The 18,581-nt window shown below is 69.9% G+C and carries 18 protein-coding genes; 12 read left to right on the top strand and 6 right to left on the bottom strand.

All coding sequences use genetic code 11. From position 1 onward, the window contains the following. Window positions 1–5: 5 nt before the first annotated feature. The 7 genes from ACFYVR_RS13110 (at window position 6) to ACFYVR_RS13080 (ending at window position 6,097) form a co-directional block, all read left to right on the top strand. Complete coding sequence (locus tag ACFYVR_RS13110) at window positions 6–641, top strand: SGNH/GDSL hydrolase family protein (RefSeq protein ID WP_387473533.1); 636 nt, start codon at window positions 6–8, stop codon at window positions 639–641. Further along, on the top strand, window positions 638–1,408 hold the full coding sequence (locus tag ACFYVR_RS13105; RefSeq protein WP_387473531.1) for an SGNH/GDSL hydrolase family protein: 771 nt from the start codon (window positions 638–640) through the stop codon (window positions 1,406–1,408). Before ACFYVR_RS13110 ends, ACFYVR_RS13105 begins: the two co-directional genes overlap by 4 nt. Then, a complete protein-coding gene (locus ACFYVR_RS13100) occupies window positions 1,405–2,724 on the top strand; it encodes a hypothetical protein (RefSeq protein ID WP_387473529.1) in 1,320 nt (439 codons plus the stop codon). Before ACFYVR_RS13105 ends, ACFYVR_RS13100 begins: the two co-directional genes overlap by 4 nt. After that, the gene (locus tag ACFYVR_RS13095; protein ID WP_387473526.1) at window positions 2,721–4,052 is read left to right on the top strand and encodes a Wzz/FepE/Etk N-terminal domain-containing protein; all 1,332 of its coding nucleotides are present in this window, start codon (window positions 2,721–2,723) and stop codon (window positions 4,050–4,052) included. The genes ACFYVR_RS13100 and ACFYVR_RS13095 overlap by 4 nt, the downstream gene beginning before the upstream one ends. After that, a complete protein-coding gene (locus ACFYVR_RS13090; protein WP_387473524.1) occupies window positions 4,049–4,690 on the top strand; it encodes a DUF2461 domain-containing protein in 642 nt (213 codons plus the stop codon). The genes ACFYVR_RS13095 and ACFYVR_RS13090 overlap by 4 nt, the downstream gene beginning before the upstream one ends. 164 nt (window positions 4,691–4,854) lie before the next feature. Next, window positions 4,855–5,547 (top strand): hypothetical protein, encoded by a 693-nt coding sequence (locus ACFYVR_RS13085; protein WP_387473521.1) that lies wholly within the window; start codon window positions 4,855–4,857, stop codon window positions 5,545–5,547. Between the two features lie 61 nt (window positions 5,548–5,608). Beyond that, window positions 5,609–6,097 carry a GNAT family N-acetyltransferase gene (locus ACFYVR_RS13080; protein WP_387473699.1) on the top strand — a complete coding sequence of 163 codons (489 nt, stop codon included), beginning with the start codon at window positions 5,609–5,611 and terminating at the stop codon, window positions 6,095–6,097. A 57-nt stretch (window positions 6,098–6,154) separates the two neighbouring features. On the opposite strand, the gene ACFYVR_RS13075 is transcribed toward ACFYVR_RS13080, so the two are convergent. Beyond that, window positions 6,155–6,937, bottom strand: a complete 783-nt coding sequence (locus ACFYVR_RS13075) for an IclR family transcriptional regulator (RefSeq protein WP_387473519.1) — start codon at window positions 6,935–6,937, stop codon at window positions 6,155–6,157. 706 nt (window positions 6,938–7,643) lie between these two features. On the opposite strand from ACFYVR_RS13075, the gene ACFYVR_RS13070 reads away from it, so the two are divergent. Together ACFYVR_RS13070 and ACFYVR_RS13065 are read left to right on the top strand one after the other, a co-directional pair. After that, window positions 7,644–7,892, top strand: coding sequence for a hypothetical protein (locus ACFYVR_RS13070; protein ID WP_387473516.1), 249 nt, complete (start codon window positions 7,644–7,646; stop codon window positions 7,890–7,892). Window positions 7,893–8,115: 223 nt separating this feature from the next. Continuing rightward, window positions 8,116–8,265: a hypothetical protein gene (locus ACFYVR_RS13065; protein ID WP_387473514.1), complete on the top strand. Its 150-nt coding sequence runs from the start codon at window positions 8,116–8,118 to the stop codon at window positions 8,263–8,265. 97 nt (window positions 8,266–8,362) lie between these two features. On the opposite strand, the gene egtD is transcribed toward ACFYVR_RS13065, so the two are convergent. The 4 genes from egtD to egtA are packed head-to-tail and all read right to left on the bottom strand — an operon-like array spanning window position 8,363 to window position 12,639. Next, entirely contained in the window at window positions 8,363–9,340 is a 978-nt protein-coding gene (egtD, locus tag ACFYVR_RS13060) for an L-histidine N(alpha)-methyltransferase (RefSeq protein WP_387473512.1), read from the bottom strand. Then, window positions 9,337–10,104 carry an ergothioneine biosynthesis protein EgtC gene (egtC, locus tag ACFYVR_RS13055; RefSeq protein ID WP_387473509.1) on the bottom strand — a complete coding sequence of 256 codons (768 nt, stop codon included), beginning with the start codon at window positions 10,102–10,104 and terminating at the stop codon, window positions 9,337–9,339. Before egtC ends, egtD begins: the two co-directional genes overlap by 4 nt. Then, window positions 10,097–11,416, bottom strand: a complete 1,320-nt coding sequence (gene egtB / locus ACFYVR_RS13050; protein WP_387473507.1) for an ergothioneine biosynthesis protein EgtB — start codon at window positions 11,414–11,416, stop codon at window positions 10,097–10,099. Before egtB ends, egtC begins: the two co-directional genes overlap by 8 nt. Next, on the bottom strand, window positions 11,413–12,639 hold the full coding sequence (gene egtA / locus ACFYVR_RS13045) for an ergothioneine biosynthesis glutamate--cysteine ligase EgtA (RefSeq protein WP_387473504.1): 1,227 nt from the start codon (window positions 12,637–12,639) through the stop codon (window positions 11,413–11,415). The genes egtB and egtA overlap by 4 nt, the downstream gene beginning before the upstream one ends. 160 nt (window positions 12,640–12,799) lie before the next feature. Between egtA and ACFYVR_RS13040 the strand changes: the two genes are divergently transcribed. Continuing rightward, window positions 12,800–13,969: an aminotransferase class V-fold PLP-dependent enzyme gene (locus tag ACFYVR_RS13040; protein ID WP_387473502.1), complete on the top strand. Its 1,170-nt coding sequence runs from the start codon at window positions 12,800–12,802 to the stop codon at window positions 13,967–13,969. Window positions 13,970–14,022: 53 nt separating this feature from the next. Next, a complete protein-coding gene (locus ACFYVR_RS13035) occupies window positions 14,023–15,099 on the top strand; it encodes a CapA family protein (RefSeq protein WP_387473499.1) in 1,077 nt (358 codons plus the stop codon). A 58-nt stretch (window positions 15,100–15,157) separates the two neighbouring features. Here ACFYVR_RS13035 and ACFYVR_RS13030 read toward each other — a convergent pair whose 3' ends face one another. Further along, window positions 15,158–17,032: an NAD(P)-binding domain-containing protein gene (locus ACFYVR_RS13030; protein ID WP_387473496.1), complete on the bottom strand. Its 1,875-nt coding sequence runs from the start codon at window positions 17,030–17,032 to the stop codon at window positions 15,158–15,160. Window positions 17,033–17,221: 189 nt separating this feature from the next. Here ACFYVR_RS13030 and ACFYVR_RS13025 point away from each other — a divergent pair, with 189 nt between their 5' ends. Next, window positions 17,222–18,484: a GAF domain-containing protein gene (locus ACFYVR_RS13025; protein WP_387473494.1), complete on the top strand. Its 1,263-nt coding sequence runs from the start codon at window positions 17,222–17,224 to the stop codon at window positions 18,482–18,484. Window positions 18,485–18,581 lie beyond the last annotated feature (97 nt).

Raw genomic sequence — 18,581 nt, 5'->3', positions numbered from 1 at the left:
TGACCATGGCGGCTGCTGCCACCGGGCTGGTTCTGGTCAGCGCGCTCGCGGCAACCGCACTCGTCGGTGACCGCGGCGGTGCCGCCGCCGACCCGGACAGACTGCGAGTCGCGGTTGTCGGCGACGGCTACTCTGCCGGTGTCCGGAATCGGGTGGTGTGGCCGACACTAATGGCCGAGCGCACCGGATGGGAGGTGTCGAATTTCGCGCTGCCCGGCACCGGATACGTGGCCGACGGAGCCGGTGGACAGGCGTTCACCTTCCAGGTGGACCGCGCGAGGGCAGCCGCACCCGATGTGATCGTGGTGTTCGGGGGTGTGGAGGACGCCGGACTCCCGGAGACCGACTCGATCGGCGTCGGCGCCGTCGACGCGATCAACAAGATCACCCTCGGCGGAGAACGGGCCCTGGTCATCGGGCCGCCGTGGTATCAGTACCCCGTCCCGGCGGCGGTGACCAGGGTGTCCGACGAGGTCGATCGGGTCGCCCGGTCGACGGGCACGCCGTACCTGGACGCCTCGAATCCGCCGCTGCTCACCCCCGATCTGATGCAAGCCGATCTCAGCTGGCCCTCCGACGACGGGCAGGCGGTACTGGCGGACCGGATCGCGGTGTGGATCCGATCGAAGGTGGGGCGATGATCCGCCGACCGAACCTCCTGCTCGCGGCGGTTGCCCTGCCCGCGGTCGTCGCCACCGTGATCGTTCTCGCCCCGGACGGCGCATCGGACCGCGTCGCGAGAACGACGGCCGGGACCGGCATCGGCTCTGCCGCGACCGCCCCTGCGCGGAGCGACGCGACCATGTCCGCCCTGTTCATCGGCGACTCCTACACCAAGAGCAGTCGTCTCGTCGAGTTGTCGTACGCCTGCCGCGCCGCTGTACAGATGAGATGGGCGTGCGACGTGTCGGCCGTCCCCGGAACCGGCTACGTCAGCGGCGGTGCCGCGAACCGGTTCCCGCTCGCCGGCGAGCCCGGATCCTCGACCTCGATCCCCGAACGAATCCCCACCCTGGCCATGGAGTACACGCCCGACGTGGTCGTCCTCGACGGCGGCCGCAACGACCTCTTCCCGCCCGCCGAGGACGTGGGCAAGTCCATGGCCTCCGCCCTCGGCGAGGCCCGCCGCCACTGGCCCGACGCCACACTGGTCTTCCTCCGCCCCCGCTACCTCGTGAACCCGAGCGACGACCTGGGGTTCGACGACGAATTCATGGCCCGACTGAAAGCCGACCCCGCCGCTGCCGGTGTGGTGTTCCTCGACCCGATCGCCGACTCGTTTGCCGGCACGGACACGTCGGCCCTGCTCGGACCGGACGGCAGGCACCCGAATGCCCTCGGAGAACAGCGACTCGCCGATGCGCTGGTCACTGCCCTGCGCCGCGGGGGCATCGGAGCGTCGTCGTGACCGGGGCCGTGCGCGCGTACGCGCGCATCCTGCGCGAGCGATGGCGGTTCGTGGCGGTCGCGGGCCTGGGCGCGCTCGCCGTCACCGCGATCGTCCTGTTGCTGGTCCCGTCGCTGTACCGGTCCGGGTTCACGGTGTTCGTCCGGACTCCCGGCGAGGTCAGCCAGGTGGAGGACGGCGGCGACAGCTACGCCCGGAGCCGCGCACAGTCCTACGCCGAGCTGGCCCACAGCCCGGACCTCGCCGCACGCGTGGTTCGAAACCTCGGACTCGACACCAGCCCCGAAGAGTTCGCCGGCCGCGTCACGGCGACCGCGCGGCCGGGGACGGTGCTGATCGACGTCACCTTGGCGGCCCCGACAGCCCGCGAGGCGAATCTGGCAGCGGCGGCATATGCCGGCGAGTTCGCGGAGACCGTGCAATCCCTCGAATCGGTACCCGGGTCCGTCCTGCCGCGCGCCGAGCTCGTCGTCGTCGATCCTCCCGGTCGACCCACCCGGGTGACGGAGTGGGGCCCACCGCCCATGTACCTGCTGCTCGGCGCTCTGCTGGCCGGCGCCCTCCTCGGTGCGGCGGCGGCCGTGCTGCGGTCGATCCACGCGCCGTCCCTCCGGGATCCGCGCGACGCGTCCCGGGTGGCCGGGCTGCCGGTGCTGGGCACGATCGGGGTCCCGACGGGTCGTACATCACCCGTGGACGCCCGCCTGACCTGGCGACGGTTGCTCTCGCTGCTCGGCGATCCCGACCGCGGCGTCATCGCGGTGACCGACTCCGGGAACGGAAGATGCGCCGCAGCAACGGCTCTCGCGCTCGCCGCCGCGGCGCGCACACGCGGCGACGTCACCCTTCTGGTCGATCTCGACCTCGACTCCCCGGAGTTGTCGCGACGCCTCGACGGCGGTGACGGTGCCGGAGTGGCGGACGTCCTGCTCGGTGACGCCACCGTGCCCACTGCTCTGTCGGTGGGTCCGTGGGGACCGGTGCTGACCGCCGGGTCCGCCGCCGGGCGGACCTCTGACCCGCTCCGCGACTCGGGGCTGTCCGACCTGCTCGACCACCTCCGCGCCGACCATCGCTGGGTGCTCCTCGCCTGCCCACCGATTCGTTCGGGCGCTCGCGCGTGCGACGTCATGGCGGACTGCGACGCGCTCGTCGTGACCGTTCGGTACGGGGTCACCACCGAACCGGAACTGCACGAGTCCGCACTGCTGAGACCCGCCCGGCCGGTGGCGGGTCTCGTCGTGTACTCGGAGCGCGAGCGCGGAGCGTCCACCTCCGACGACGCGGAACACCCGGAAAGGATGCGTGCGACGTGACTGCGGCAATGTTCTTCGGTGAAGTACGACGCCACTGGTTGCTTTTCGGTGCGGTCGTCGCGACCTGCGTCGGGATCGGAGTGGGGGTGTCCGTCCTGACGCCGGCCCGGTACGTCTCGACCACGCAGCTGCTGGTGTCGTCCCATGCGTCCGTCACCGCGACCAGCTACGACGAGTCCGCCGCGGTCTGGGACCGCGTCAACTCGTACGTCGCGCTGCTCACCAGCGACGTCGTCGGGCAGCGGGTGGTCGACGCGCTCGGACTGCCGATGTCGGCGAAAGAGTTCGCCGCCGACGTCAACCCCACCATCGTCCCGCCGCGGACGTCGGTGATCGACGTGGCGGTCTCGGCCGGCTCGCCGGAGGAGGCACAACGGCGGGCCGACGCCGTGGCCGGGGAGTTCGTCACCTACACCAAGGCACTCGAAGGGCCCGCCGGGGTCGACTCCCAACGCATCGAGACCACGGTCGTGTCGGCGGCGAGCGAGCCGCACCGGAGCCTGCCGGGGACGTGGGCGTTCGCACTGCTCGGCCTGGTCACCGGTCTGGTCCTCGGCTGCGTGGCGGTGTGGATCCGGAGCCGGCTCGACCCGGTTGTCCGGACCCCGGACCGGGCCGCGGGGGTGTCGGGTCTGCCGGTTGTCGGCACTGTCGTCCACGGCCCCGTCACCGGCGAGGACAACGAGGGATACTTCCGGCTCCGGGCGCGACTGCGCACCGTGCCCGGCCGTCCCGGCGCTCATGCCGAGAGTCGGATGTGGGTGATCACCTCCGCGGCCGGCGAGGCCGTGGAGGCGTCGGATGTGGCGACCAACCTGGGACGCGTCCTCGCCAGGTACGGAGACCACGTCCTGCTCGTCCGGACGGCCGACTCCGACCCCGGCGACGACGGGCCGGGATTGTCCGACGTCCTGACCGGACCGGATCGGATCGACCAGTCGATTCGCGTCGAGGCCGCCGGCAGTCCGGACCTGTTGCCCGCCGGATCGGCGGCGGACGTGCACGAACTGCTCGTCGGGGGCGGCATGCGTGAACTCGTCACGCGGCTACGCGGGCGCTACCGACACCTCGTGGTGGATTCGGAGCCGGTGCTCTCCACGCCGTCCGCGGAGGTACTCAGTGAGTACGCCGACGGCGTCCTGGTGGTGGTGGTCACAGGTACCACCACCCGCCGTGACCTGGCCGCGGCCGTCGACCGACTGCGAGCGATCGACGCTCCGCTGACCGGAATCGTCGCCTGCGAGCCATCGGTGACCGGTCCTGCCGAGGTGCTCCCACCCGCCGCAACCGGCTCCGACCGGGACGTCCCCAATAAACTCCAGGTATGACCGCCTTCACCGGTTTCCCCGTCGCCGCGCTCGACTTCTACGAGGACCTCGAGGCGGACAACAGCAAGAGCTTCTGGACCGCGCACAAGGCGCTTTACGACGAGTCGGTGCGGGCGCCGATGGTCGAACTGCTCGAGCAGCTGGAGCCGGAGTTCGGCGCGGGCAAGGTGTTCCGCCCGTACCGTGACGTGCGGTTCTCCAAGGACAAGGCGCCCTACAAGACCCATCAGGGCGGTTTCGTCCAGGTGTGTCCCGGTGCGGGGTGGTATGTGCAGGTCGACGCCCGTGGACTGTTCGTCGCGGGCGGTTTCTACGCGTCCTCACCGGCGCAGTTGGCGGCCTTCCGCGCGGCGGTCGACACCGACCTGCGCGGCGGACAGCTCGAGGCGATCACTGCCGATCTGGAGTCCGCCGGCTTCGAGATCGGCGGCGAGACGCTCAAGACGGCGCCCCGCGGGTTCTCCACCGACCACCCCCGCATCGACCTGTTGCGGCACAAGTCGCTCACCGCGGGGGTGCTGTTCGCGTCCCCCGACTGGATCGACACCGAGCGTACTCTCACCGAGGTCCGCACCGCGTGGGACGCGATGCGCCCGCTGGTCGAGTGGGTCATCGACGTGCTGGGTCCGGTGACGTAGCGCTCCGCGGCACCCGGAACCTCTTGCGGGACAAGAACTTGGCTGCTCACGGAACCCGACCCCACGCAAGTGAACATGAGATTGATCACGCCTGACGGAAGAATCCCAGGTTGATAACGATCCGGTGCGAACGGGCGGATCATTCTGCTCTATTGTCATGCGTCGTGATTGACGCGCAGACTCTCGATGTCCCGGCCGAAACCACGAAGCTGCACACGGTCCGGCCCACATCCAGAGCCTGGGTTCCCGGTGCATGCGTCTGGTGTGGCGACGACGATGCGGTCGAGATGTACCGCAACGAGCCGCGGTGCGGCACCTGCCGCGAGAAGGAAGAGATCATCGAGGGCGCCCGCCGCTTCCTCGGCATGTACGGTCTCCGCCCGCTCGGTGGCACGCTGCAGTCCGACGACGAGGAAGAGCGCGAGTGGCGCGTCAACGCCCGCGACGCCCGTCAGGTGCTCAATCAGATCAAGCTCGCGACCCCGCCGGACCCGGCACTGGTCCGCAAGGCCCTGCGCCCCCGTGCCGCAGCGGTCGTCGCCGAGTCGGCGGTCGCGACTCCCCGCGCCGTCACCGGAACCGCCACGCGCACGCCCTCTTCCACGCGCAGCACCCGCACGGCCGCCGCGCCCGCACCTGCGGCGGTACGCTCCGACGCCGTCGATCTCGAGGAGATCCAGTCGCGAGCACTGGCGCTGCTCGACCAGATGACCCAGGTCGACGCGCAGCTGGCCCAGGTCGCCGAACAGTCCGGCCTCGCGGCCCGCGCCCGGCGCAGCGATCTCGAGAAGCAGAAGGCGACGATCATGCGCACCCTCGGCGCACTCGAGAAGGCCCGGCAGAGCGCCCAGCGGTAGCACCGGAGTATTCGGCGGCAGGGCGTCGGGGCGGGTGCTGAGGCACCATGGAGCGGTGACCATCGAGATCCGCGACGCACGCGACGAGGACCTGCCGGGGATTCTGGAGATCCACAACGAGGCGGTCCGCAACACGACGGCGATCTGGGACGAGGAAACCGTCGACGTCGCGGACCGCCGCGCCTGGCTCGTGGACCGGCAGGCGAACGGCTTCCCCGTTCTGGTGGCCGTCTCCGCGGGCCGGGTCGCCGGGCACGCCTCGTACGGGGTGTGGCGAGCCAAGAGCGGATACCGCTACACCGTCGAGAACTCCGTCTACGTCCACCCGGACCACCACGGCCGCGGCATCGCCTCCGCCCTGATGACCGAGCTGATCTCCCGCGCCCGCACCGGCCGCGTCCACGTCATGGTCGCGAGCATCGAGTCCGGCAACACCGTCTCCATCGCCCTGCACGAACGCTTCGGCTTCCAGGTCGTCGGCGTGATGCCCGAGGTCGGCATCAAGTTCGGCCGCTGGCTGGACATGACCTACATGCAGTTGATTCTCTAGCCGCAGACGTGATCTCGGGTCGCTCAGACGGCGTGTCGCACCACCGGAAAGTGTGGGCTATTGGCCCAGCAGACGTACCTGTCCGCTGAGTTCCTCGGCCAGCGACACCAGCCGATCCGTGATCTCGTCGACCTCGACGGGCGCGACCATCGACTTGATGAGCACGACACTCACCGCCGCGACCACCCGATCGTCCCGGTCGAACACCGGGCAGGCGACGCCCTGGACCGACGGATCGACCTCACCACTGCTCATCGCATATCCGCGTTCCCGGATCTGCGCGAGGCGCTCGAGGATCGAGTCGACGTCGACCAGGGTGTTGCGATTGAACCGAGGAAGCGTCACTCCCGCCAACAGCTCACGCACGTCGGACTCCGGCAACCAGGCCAGAAGCACGAGCGCGGAGGCGCCGGCGTTGAGACTGAGCACGGTCCCACGCTCGTAGGACAGCCGGATGTACTGCTGGGGCGATTCCTCACGCTCGAGGCAGACGACGGACGTCCCCATCCGTTTGGTCAGCAGGACCGTCTGCTTGAACTCGAGCGCCAACTCCCGCATCGCGGGCCGGCAGATCTCGGACAGTCCGTAGCCACGTCGAGCGATCCTGGCCAGCTCCAGAATACGAAAGCCGAGAACGAACGTGCCGCGTCCGGTGTCGGCGAGAAACCCGGAACTTCCCAGGCTCTCCAAGTACCGGTACGCGGTCGATCGGGCCACTCCGAGGGAGGAGGCCACGTCGGCGGCAGTGATCTCGGTCCGGTCGTCGGTGAACATCTGCAGAAGGCTCAGCGTGCGGTCCGCGGTGCTGTTTCGCTCCCGGTAGCCCCCTGACTGTGTCATGCGAGTATTCAAGCAGATCACCTGGTCCGGCAAGGGCGCCCGGTCGGCCCGACGAGCGGCATCGGTGCGCCCACTTGTGCATCGCCACCGCACTCCTGCAGGCAGGCTATGCCGCTGTGCGGGTGATGATCTCGTACCAGGCACTCGAGTCGGTGGCGACGGCGCGACCATCGGCATGCTGACGGCCGTGTACTCGCTGCTGCCGCTGGTGGCAGCGATACCCATCGGGCGGGCTGTCGACACCTTCCACGCAGCTGCCGTCGTCCGCGACGGATCCCTCCTCGCCGTCCTCGCGATTGCCGCGATCCTGTTGAGCCCCAACCTGATCACACTCGCGGCCGGGAGCACCCTGCTCGGATTCGGCCAGATCCTGACGACCGTTGCCGGACAGGGGCTACATACCCTTGCTGTCGAAGCCGGACGAGTGCGACCGGCGCTTCGGCGGCTTCACAGTGTGGATTTTCGTCGGTCAAGCGGTCGGCATACCGGCCGTCGGACTGCTCACCACCCGCGGTCCCCCGGAGGTCGTCGACACGTCGACCGCACTGATCGTCATGCCGGTCCCTGCCGCGGGGGCGAGCGTCGTCACCCTGTCTCCGCAGTTCGTCACACCCGACTCGCCGTCGACCGGGGAACCGGCCGAGCGGTCGTCGGTGCACTGCTTGCGGTCGCCGGCTTCTTCTGGGGACTCGCGCAGCCGCTGGCGATGACCTGGGTGGCCGGACTCGCCTCCTCGACCAACCGCGCGTCCGCTCTGTCGCTTCGCCCGGCCGGGAACCGGCTCGGGCAGGTCGCCATCCCCCTCACCGCCGGTGCGGTCGCCGGGTCGACCGGGGCCGACGGAGTCTTCGTCCTGACGGGAGGACTCCTGGCGGGCGCCGCCGCGTCGACGTGGCGAGCACTCGGGTGGCCGAAGCCGGCCGACGCCGCCACGTCGGGTGCGAAGTCGGGCTGAAACCCGGGGGACAAAGCCGACAAACCGCCAGGCTGGAACGTGTCCGAGCGGGCGCGGAACAGCAAACGGAAGGTTACCCGTTACTGAACATTGATATTTTCGACCAGGAATTTCCCAGATAGTGGTATGGATCGTTACCGAGTTGTTTTCGTTGTGGTACGAATGTTGTCGACGCGTTGAGACATGCGTCACCCTCACCCCTCGAATACACAGGAGCCAGACAATGGGTTCTTCCCTCGATGCCGATACCCTCGCCACCCTCAAGCTGATCCAGCCGGTCGTCTCCGGCCTGGGCGGCGTCATCGTCGGCGCGGGTGCGCTCCTCGGCCTGGTCGGTGCAGTCTCGGCCGCTTCGGCCGGCAGCGCTGCCTAAGCTGACCGACACATCGTCGTTCACTGCTTGATCCTGTCCTCGACCAACCGGATTCGCCAGAGCCCCCCTCATAGGTCGGCGAATCCGGTTGGCGAGTTCAGGCCACCCGGTCGGCCAGTACGAGCGCGAAGCGCTCCCGGGGATCGGTCCATACCCGATCACTGCCGAATCCGGCGGCATCGAGTTCCTTGCAGATGCCGTCCACGTGAAACTTCGCAGATATCTCCGTCCGTATCTGCTCTCCCTCGGTGAAGTTCACCCCGAGATCCAGCTCCGGAATCCACACTTCGACGGATTCGGTTGCCTCCAATCGCATTTCGATCCACTGGTTGCGCTCGTCCCAGAGCGCGACGTGCCGGAAGGCCGTCGGGTCGAAGTTCGCTCCCAGCCTGTCGTTCAGCACCGACAGCACGTTCAGGTTGAACCGTGCCGTCACCCCCGCCGCGTCGTCGTAGGCGGGCACCATCACCGCCGGATCGGTGACCAGCCCGACACCGAGGAGCAACTGCTCGCCCTCCTCGAGGACCGCGGCGACCGAACCGAGGAACTCGGCTCGCTCCTCGGGCACGAGATTGCCCAGCGTTCCCCCGAGGAACGCGATCATCCGCCGGCCGCCGCGTGGCAGGTTGTGCAGGGTCTCGGTGAAGTCGCTGACGATGCCGTGCACCGTCAACGACGGGAACTCCCGCGCCAGCTGGTGCACCGCAGAATCCAGGGCCGCGTCCGACACGTCCTGCGGCACATACGTTTCCAGTGTCCCGTGCTCGGTCAGTGCACCGAGCAACAGCCGCGTCTTCTCCGACGACCCCGACCCCAGCTCGACCAGAATGCGAGCCGACGTCGCCTCGGCGACGTGCGCGGCGCTGACGCGCAGGAGTTCGCGTTCGGTGCGGGTCGGATAGTACTCCGGCAGCGTGGTGATCTGCTCGAACAGTTCGCTCCCGCGGGCGTCGTAGAACCACTTCGGCGGCAACCACTTCGGCGTCGCGGTCAACCCGATCCGGGCGTCGCTGCGCAGATTCTCCTGTAGCTGGTCCGGAGCCAGGTGGACCTCGATCGTCGGCTCTGTCGTCATCGTCCCTCCCGATACGCCGTCGGTGTCGTCAACTCGGTGATCGCCACATGTCCCGGCCGCGCCTCGACCGCGTGACCGTCCGGTACCGTCACCCACCCGTCGCGGTCGTCGATCGGCTCGGACGCCACCACCGCTGTGACGTCGTCGACCCGTACCGACAGCGCGTGGTCGACCGCGGTGGCCCACACCCCGGCGCCGTCGCAGAGCAGCAGGTTCAGCCGCGACGTGGGTGCCGCTTCCAGGACCTCGGCGACGACCTCACGCAGGGCGTCGGCGGGGGACGACGTTCCGAGCCTGCGCCGGACCAGCGTCCACAGCAACGCGGAATCGGTCAGGGCCGGCATCTTCAGCAACTCGACCGCGGGCAGCCATTCGGCGAGGGCGGCCACCGACTCCGGCCACCCGTCGATGCGGCCGTTGTGACTGAATGCCCACCGGCCGTCGGTGAAGGGGGCACAGGCGTCGGCCGTGATCGGCATGCCGACCGTTGCGGAGCGGACCGCCGCGACCACCCCGGACGAGCGCACCTGGGTGAGGATCCCGACCACCGCGGGATCCGTCCAGATCGGCGCCGCGTTCCGATACGCGGCCACCGTCTCGCCGCCCCCCGGCCACCACGCGACGCCGAACCCGTCGGCGTTGATCGTGCCGCCACCACGCATGTCCGCCGGCGCCCACGACTGTCGCAACAGGCTGTGCGGTCCCTCGGTGAGCACCTCGGCGACCGTGCGGGACGGACCCAGGTACCCGACGTGCCTACACATCGCCCTCCCCCGGCGCGAGATCCCGCGCGCAGCGGAACCCGGCGAAGATCTGCCGCCGGACGGGGTGGTCCCAGTTCCGGAAGGTGCCCCGGCACGCGACCTGGTCGGTGCCGAACGAGCCGCCGCGCAGCACCTTGTAGTCGCCGCCGTAGAACACATCCGAGTACTCCCGGTACGGGAACGCCGCGAAGCCGGGATACGGAAGAAAGTCCGAGGACGTCCACTCCCACACGTCCCCGATCAACTGGTGCACCCCGAGCGGACTCGCGCCGTCGGGGTACGCACCGACCTCGGCCGGCTCCAGGTGCCGCTGACCGAGGTTCGCGCGGGTCTCGGTCGGGTCGGCATCACCCCACGGGAAACGTCGGGACCGCCCCGTCACCGGATCCCACCGCGCGGCCCGCTCCCACTCGGCCTCCGTGGGGAGGCGCCTACCCGCCCACCGCGCGTAGGCCTGCGCCTCGAAGAAGCACACGTGCACCACCGGCCGGCGGAGCTGCAGCGGTCGCGTCACGCCGAACACCCGGTGAGCCCAGTCGTCGCGATCGGCCCGGACCCAGAACTGCGGTGCCTCGAGCCCGGCCGACATCCGGTGCGCCCAGCCGCGGTCGCTCCACAACTCCGGACGCCGGTAACCGCCGTCCGCGACGAACTCGACGTACTGGCCGTTGGTCACCGGCGCCGCGTCGATCGCGAACGCGGGCAGGGTCACCCGGTGCGCGGGGCGTTCGTTGTCCAGCGCCGCGGGATCGGTGGACGTCCCCATCTCGAACGTCCCTGCGGGCACGATCACCTCGCGCGCGGGGACGGTACGCGCGCCGGGAGCAGCCGGCGCGGTCAGCACCGGTGGGCCACTGCGCAGTTGATGGGTCGCGAGCATCGTCTCGTCGTGCTGCTGTTCGTGCTGCGCGATCATCGCGAACACGAAACCGTCCTGCTCCAGCGGCCTTCCACGCAACGCCGACCGGTCCAGGACGTCCCACACCTTCCCCCGGACCTCGGCGACATAGCTGCGGGCCTGCGCCGGATTCAACAGCGGCAGTGTCGGTCTCGTCGATCGAGGATGCCTGAACGCGTCGTAGAGCTCGTCGATGTCGCCGCGCACCGGGTCGCGCCCGCCGACGTCGCGGACCAACCACAGCTCCTCCTGATTGCCGATGTGCGCGAGGTCCCACACCAGCGGGCTCATCAGTGGCGAGTGCTGCGCCACCAGGTCGGCGTCGTCGACGCACTCGGTCAGGCTCCGGCTGCGCTCGCGGGCCCGGGCGAGATCCTCGGCGAGCCGGCTGCGAACCACTTCCGGTGCGGTCATCGGTCCCCCTCCTCGGTCACCGTGCGACCGCGGCGACATCGATGGACCGCCGCCTCGAGTTCCGATGCGAGCCACCGCGACCGCGACGCCGCCAGCTCCAGCAGTTCCACAGCGGCAGTGCGTAATTCGGTCTCCCGCAATCCGAACTCGGCGGCGCACCTCCAGCGGTCGGCCGTCGCCGCGGCCAGTGCCGTCGCCTCCGCGACCGTCTCCGGGTCGCCGAGCAGGGCATCGACCGCGGCTATCGGCACCCGCCACCGACCGCCGGGCTGCGCGTCGAGGTACCGCACCTCGAGGTGCCCGACCGCCCGCACCGGCGGAAACAGCGTGGTCAGGTGGTAGTCGAGGTCCGACCACCCGGGTCGGCGGCCGATGACCGCGTCGAGGTCGCCCGCGATCCAGTTCGCGAAACTCGCGTCCACGGGAAGGGACCAGTCGTCGCCTCGATCTGCGCAGCCGCCCCGCACACACAGCACGGGCGCCTCGACCGCCCAGCGTGCGTAGTCGCCGATCGGGTCGGTCAGCGCGGGTGGCTCCGTGCGCCCGCGGTCGAGTTCGAACCACGTCCGCATGCGTTGCGACGCCCAGTCCCCGGGCGGAATCCCGTGCAGTCGTGGGGAGCAGGCGAACGCCGCGAGGAGTGCGGGACCGATCGCGTACAGCGCCCGCCACCGCGCGGCGACCTCGGCGGTGTCTGCGCCGGCGTCGACGCTGACCTGCGTGGCGGTGGTGTTGCACATCATCAACCGGCCGTACGGGCCGATCGAGTCGAACCGGCGTTGCATCGCCCGGTATCGCGGTGCGGGAAGAATTCGGTGCGCGGGACGGTCGCGGTCGGCGGCACCGTCGTCGACGGCGATCCCCGCGCCGGCGAGCAGACCCCTCAGCTGCTCGGTGTCGGCGTCGAGGGCGGCACACAGGTCGTCGGCCGCGGCCATCGGGGCGCTGGAGAGTTCGATCTGGCCACCCGGTTCGAGGGTGACGACGCTGCCACCGGGCAGGGGCAGCGCGGGGGAATCGGGAGCGATGGTGGTGGGTGCGTGCGGGCCGAGTGCCGCCGCGAACTCCTCCGGGCCCGGACGTCCCCCGTCGCGGGTCCTCGTCAGCCATTCCAGCTCGGCGCCGATGAGCCGCGGCGGACCGAGCTTGAAACAGACACCACCGACGTACGCTTCCGCCGCGGCCCTGGTGGTCAGCCGGGCGGATCCTGTGTGAGTTGCCATGGTCATCGCCGTGCTCCGATCGTCGGACGGCAGTGCTGCAGCAGGTACGAATCACAGAACGTGACCGACAGTAGACCGATTTCGCTGTCCGTGTCACGACGAGCGCCCGTCGGCACGGGTAGCGTCGACGCCAGACTCGACCGTCACACGGGAGGACCGAATGCTCGATCAGGGCCGTGTCCGTGCCGACACCCCCGGCTGCGCCGACCAGGTGTTTCTCGACAGCGCCGGTTCCTCGCTGCCGCCGTCCGTCGTCGTCGACGAGGTCGTCGCCCACCTGCGCCGCGAGGCCGAGATCGGGGGTTACCGCGCCGCGGCGGAACGCGCGGAGGACCTGGCCGACGTCAAGGCCGCGCTCGGGGCACTGCTCGGAGCGCAGCCGGAGGATCTCGCCCTCGTCGAGAGTGCGACCCGCGCGTGGGCCGACTTCTTCTACGCCGTTCCGCTCTCCGCGGGCGACCGGATCCTGATCACCGAGGTCGAGTACGCGAGCAACGCGATCGCCGCGCTGCAGCGGGCGCGCGCGACGGGGGCGAGTGTCGAGGTGGTCCCCTCCACCCCGACCGGCGAGATCGACCTCGATGTCCTGCACCGGATGCTCGACGAGCGGGTGCGGGTGGTCTCGCTGGTCCAGGCACCGACGAACGGCGGTCTGCTGAACCCGGTCAGGGAGGTCGTCGACCTCGCGCACGCGGTCGGCGCCCTGGTCCTGCTCGACGCCTGCCAGTCCGTCGGCCAGGTCCCGGTCGACGTCCACGACCTCGGCGTCGACGCCCTGTCCGCGACCGGCCGCAAGTGGTTGCGCGGACCGCGGGGCACCGGGTTCCTGTACCTGCGACCCGAGCTGGCCCGGAGCATGGAACCGGCGGCTCTCGACCTGCACGGCGCCCAGTGGGCGGAGCAGACGGGCTACCGGCTCGCCCCGGACGCGTCCCGCTTCGAGTTCTGGGAGTGCTCGGTCGCCGGCCGGCTCGGGCTCGGCGCCGCCGTGCGGTACCTGCTCGACCTCGGTGTCGACGAGGTCGCGGCCGCCGTGTCGGCACGGGCGGAGTTCGCGCGCACCGAACTCGCGGCGGTACCCGGCGTCACCGTCCGCGACCTCGGCGCCCACCGCAGCGGCATCGTCTCGTTCACCGTCGACGGGCTCGACCCGAACACCGCGCGCGACGCGCTCGCGGACAACAAGATCACCGTCACGGTCAGCGGTCGCGGCTCCACGTACGTCGACATGACCCGCCGCGGCCTCGACGGTGTGCTGCGCGCGTCCCCGCACTACTTCAACACCTTCGACGACCTCGAGCGGCTGGTCGCGGCGGTCGCGGGACTGTGATCGGCCGCGCTCCACACTCTCCGCCCCCGCTTGAAGGACGCTAGCGTTGAAGTGTGCCGAGCACAGTGACACTGTTCCTCGCCGGGGACGTGATGACGGGACGGGGCGTCGATCAAATCCTGCCGCATCCGGGCAACCCACGGCTGCGCGAACGACTGGTGCGGGACGCACGAGACTACGTCGCACTGGCCGAACGAAAGAACGGACCGATCCCACACCCGGTCGGATTCGACCATCCGTGGGGTGTCGCGCTGTCCGTACTCGACGGCGCCGAGCCGGACGTACGGATCGTCAACCTCGAGACATCGGTGACCACGTCCCCGAACTACGCGCCGGGCAAGGGCATTCACTATCGGATGCATCCGGGAAACATCGGGGTGCTCGACATCGCGCGGATAGACGTGTGCGCGTTGGCGAACAATCACGTCCTCGACTTCGGCAGGCGCGGACTGCTCGAGACCGTGGACGTACTGGAGACCGCGGGCCTGCACCCCGTCGGCGCCGGCCGCGACGACCGCCGCGCGTGGGCGCCCGCGACGATCCCCGTTGGTTCCGGTCGGGTGCTGGTGTGGTCGACGGGATCGGCGTCCAGCGGAATCTCCCGCCGGTCCGCGGCCGCTCCGGGGCGTCCCGGGGTGGCACTGCTGCCGGACCTGTCGGACGCGACCGCTGCCCGTGTGCTCGACCGGATCGACGCGGTCCGTGGCCCCGCCGACCTCGCGGTGATCTCGGTGCACTGGGGATCGAACTGGGGATACGACGTTCCCGGCGACCAGGTTCGGTTCGCGCACCGACTCGTCGACGGCGGCGTCGACGTCGTGTACGGCCACTCGTCGCACCACCCGCGGCCGGTCGAGATTCATCACGGGCGCCCGGTGCTGTACGGCTGCGGTGACCTGATCAACGACTACGAGGGCATCGGCGGGTACGAGCGGTTCCGGGACGACCTGCGGCTGCTGTACCTGCCGGTCTTCGCCGCGGACACCCGGGAGCTGCGGGAGCTGCGGATGGTGCCGGTGCGGGCCCGGCGCATGCGGCTCGAGCACGCAACCCGGGAGGAGGCTCAGTGGTTGCGGGAGACGCTCGGGATGGGCGGCCCGAGCCGTCACGGGGTGTGGATCACCCCGTGACGGCTCGTCGGCATGTTTCGATCCGCGCCGGTGCCCCGGGTTCGAGGGGGAAAGCGGCTCAGCTGAGGTGGTGGACTTCCTGCAGTCCGTACACGGGTGTCGGGATGCCCTCGTAGCGCGCCTTGAGCTGCAGCGCCAGGTACAGCGAGTAGTGCCGAGACTGGTGCAGGTTGCCGCCGTGGAACCACAGCGCCTCCTGCTGGGTCGGCTTCCACATGTTGCGCTGCTCCCCCTCCCACGGGCCGGGGTCCTTGGTGGTGTCGGAGCCGAGTCCCCAGCACTTGCCGACCTTGTCGGCGATCTCCTGCCCCATCAGGTCGGCGGCCCAGCCGTTCATCGACCCGTAGCCGGTCGCGTAGACCACGACGTCGGCCTCGAGTTCGGTGCCGTCCTCGAGAATCACCGAGTTCTCGGTGAGTTCGCGGACGTTGCCGTGCGCGAGCTTGATGTCACCGTTCGCGACGAGTTCGGCGGCGCCGACGTCGATGTAGTAACCGGAGCCGCGGCGCAGGTACTTCATGAACAGCCCGGATCCGTCGTCGCCCCAGTCGTGCTCGAAGCCGGCCTTCTCGAGACGGTCGTAGAAGTCCTTGTCCCGCTCGCGAATTGCGTCGTACACGGGGATCTGGAACTCGTGCATGATCCGGTACGGCAGCGACGCGAACGTCAGATCCGCCTTGTGCGTGGTCATTCCGGCGGCGAGCGCCCGTTCGGAGTAGAGGTCACCGAGTCCGAGGTCCATCAGCGAATCCGACTTGACGATGTGTGTCGACGAGCGCTGCACCATCGTCACGTCGGCGCCGTGCTCCCACAGCGCGCCGCAGATGTCGTGGGCGGAGTTGTTGGCTCCGATGACGACGGCCTTCTTGCCCGCGTACGCGTCCGGACCGGGATGCCGGCTCGAATGATGTTGGTCGCCACGGAACCTGTCCATCCCGGGGAAGGACGGGACGTTCGCCTTGCCGGACATGCCGGTCGCCAGCACCAGCTGCTTCGGCCGCAGCGTGATCGGCTCGCCGTCGCGTTCCACCTCGACGGTCCAGACGCCGAGCTTCTCGTCATAGCTTGCGGACGTGCAGATGGTCTTCGACCAGTACGGCACCTCCATCACCTTCGTGTACATCTCCAGCCAGTCGCCGATCTTGTCCTTCGGCGCGAACACCGGCCAGTTCGCGGGGAACGGCAGGTACGGCAGGTGGTCGTACCAGACCGGGTCGTGCAGGCACAGCGACTTGTAACGCCCCCGCCACTGGTCGCCGGGACGGTCGTGCTTGTCCAGCACCAGGGTCGGCACCCCGAGCTGACGCATGCGGGCACCCAGGGCGATGCCACCCTGACCACCGCCGACGATCACGACGTACGGCTGCTCGGTGTACCCCAGCTCGCGCTCCTCGGCCGCACGCTTCTCCGACCAGGTGACGCGGTCGCGGTCCGCTCCGTGTTCGGCGCCCTTCGGCCGGCGCACGCCGAGACCCTCCTCGTGCCCCTCGAGTTCCTGCAGCGTGGTGAGCAGGGTCCACGCGACATCGCGTCCCTCCGCGTCGGGATCCTCCCGCAACCGCAGGTGCCCCTCGCCGCGCCCGGTCGCCGTCTCGAACGCAATCCACGCCGTGACGACGCCGTCCGCCTCCGTCGGCTCCTCCGTCGCCCGGAATCCGGACGGATCGGTGTCGTCGAGCCGCTCGCGCAGCATGTCGGCGACGCCCTCGCGACCCTCGACGGTCTTGATGTTCCAGGTGAACGACACCAGGTCGCGCCAGAAGCCGGCGGTCGCGAACAGGCCCGCCGCGGCGTCGACGTCACGGGCGGCGAGCGCCTGCTCGAACGACGTCAACCAGATGTCGACGCGCTGACGCGGGGTGCCCTGGTCGAGCCTGATCGCCGAGACATTCCCCGTCGCTTCGCTCGTGACCGGGTCCAGTGTCTGAGTCATGACGAGATCCCCTTCGCTGTTCGTGATGACACCGTTGTTCGTGTGACACAGAGCACACTCCCGGCCGAGGCTCGCAACAAGCGTTGCAGCGCGTTGCATCGCGCCGGCCGCGGTGTGTGACAGCCGACACATCCCGGCATATGCTCGCGGGGCCAGCAGCGAGACGGAGTTTCGAGGAAGACGGGGTTCGTGGGCAGCTTCAGCGCGATCGAGCCGGGTACGGACCTGTCCCGGCACGCACGCGACCTGGTGCGCATGCACGACGCCGTCATCGGCGGTGGTCGGTCGCCGTTGCAGCCTCGGGCCGTGGTGCAGCGGTCGTGGCGGCGGGTACTCGGCTCCGGACTCAACCCGGACGGGACCAATGCGCGGGCGCTGCTGTCGATCGACGACGTCGAGCGACGCCGACGCAGCACTCCCCTGGCGGACGTGATCGTCGAGCTCGAACAGGTGATCAGCGCGGTCGCGGACGTGTCCCACCTGCTGATGGTCGTGACCGATGCGGACGGCGTCATCCTGTGGCGCTCCGGATCGGCGAAGGTCCGCTCGCGCGCGGACTCGCTCGGCTTCCGCGAGGGCGCCGTCTGGACCGAGTCCGCGGTCGGCACCAACGCGATCGGCACGGCGATCGCCGAAGTTGCGCCCGTGCAGTTGTTCTCGGGCGAACACTTCGAACAGTCCCAGCACCCGTGGTACTGCACCGCCGCACCGATCCACGATCCGCGCACCGGCGAACTGCTCGGCGTCGTCGATGTCAGCGGACCCGCCCTGACCCTGCACCCCACCATCGCCGCCCTGGTCGAGACCGCCGTCCGGCTGGCGCAGGCGCAGCTCTGGCGGCACCACGAGACGCGCCTCGAGCGGCTCAGATCGTCCGCCGCGCCGCTGCTCGCGTCACTGTCCGGGCCGGTGCTGCTCGTCGACGACAACGGCTGGGTCGCGCACACGTCCGGCGTCGCGGCCACCAAGCGCATCGCGGCACCGCGGGGCGACCGCGCGCTGACCATTCCCGGACTCGGTCTGTGCACCCCGGAGCGGATCGCCGACGGCTGGCTCGTCCGCCCCGCCGGCGCGGCCGTGCAGATTGCGATGGACCTGGACCTGTCCGGTCCTCCGGTCGTCACCGTCACCGGAACCGAGGCGACGTGGCGGACCCCGCTGTCGGGCAGGCACGCCGAGATCCTCCTGCTGCTGCAGCGCGCCGGGACCCGCGGACTCTCCGTCACCGATTTGAGTTCCGGCATCTACGGCGACCCGGACCACGCAGTCGCGGTCCGCGCGGAGATCTCCCGGCTGCGGCGGGTCCTCGGATCGGTCGTCGACGGTCGGCCCTACCGTCTCGCCGACTCGGTGCAGTTGTCCCTGACCCTCGGGGACGCGGAGCGACTGGCGGACTGCGCCTTCGTCCGGCAGTCCGCGAGCCCCGCGGTCCGGGCACTGGCAGGCAATTAGCGGCCACGCCCGTTGTCCGGTAAGCTGCTACGCGTTGTCTCGGCGAGGGTGACCCGCTTGTGCGGCTCACCGTGATCGACGCGGCCATGGCTGATTC

It is taken from the genome of Rhodococcus sp. NPDC003318, from assembly GCF_042879035.1.
GTDB lineage: Bacteria > Actinomycetota > Actinomycetes > Mycobacteriales > Mycobacteriaceae > Rhodococcus_G.
The sequence above is the reverse complement of the archived record's forward strand: the minus strand, read 5'-3'. Positions and strand labels throughout refer to the sequence as shown.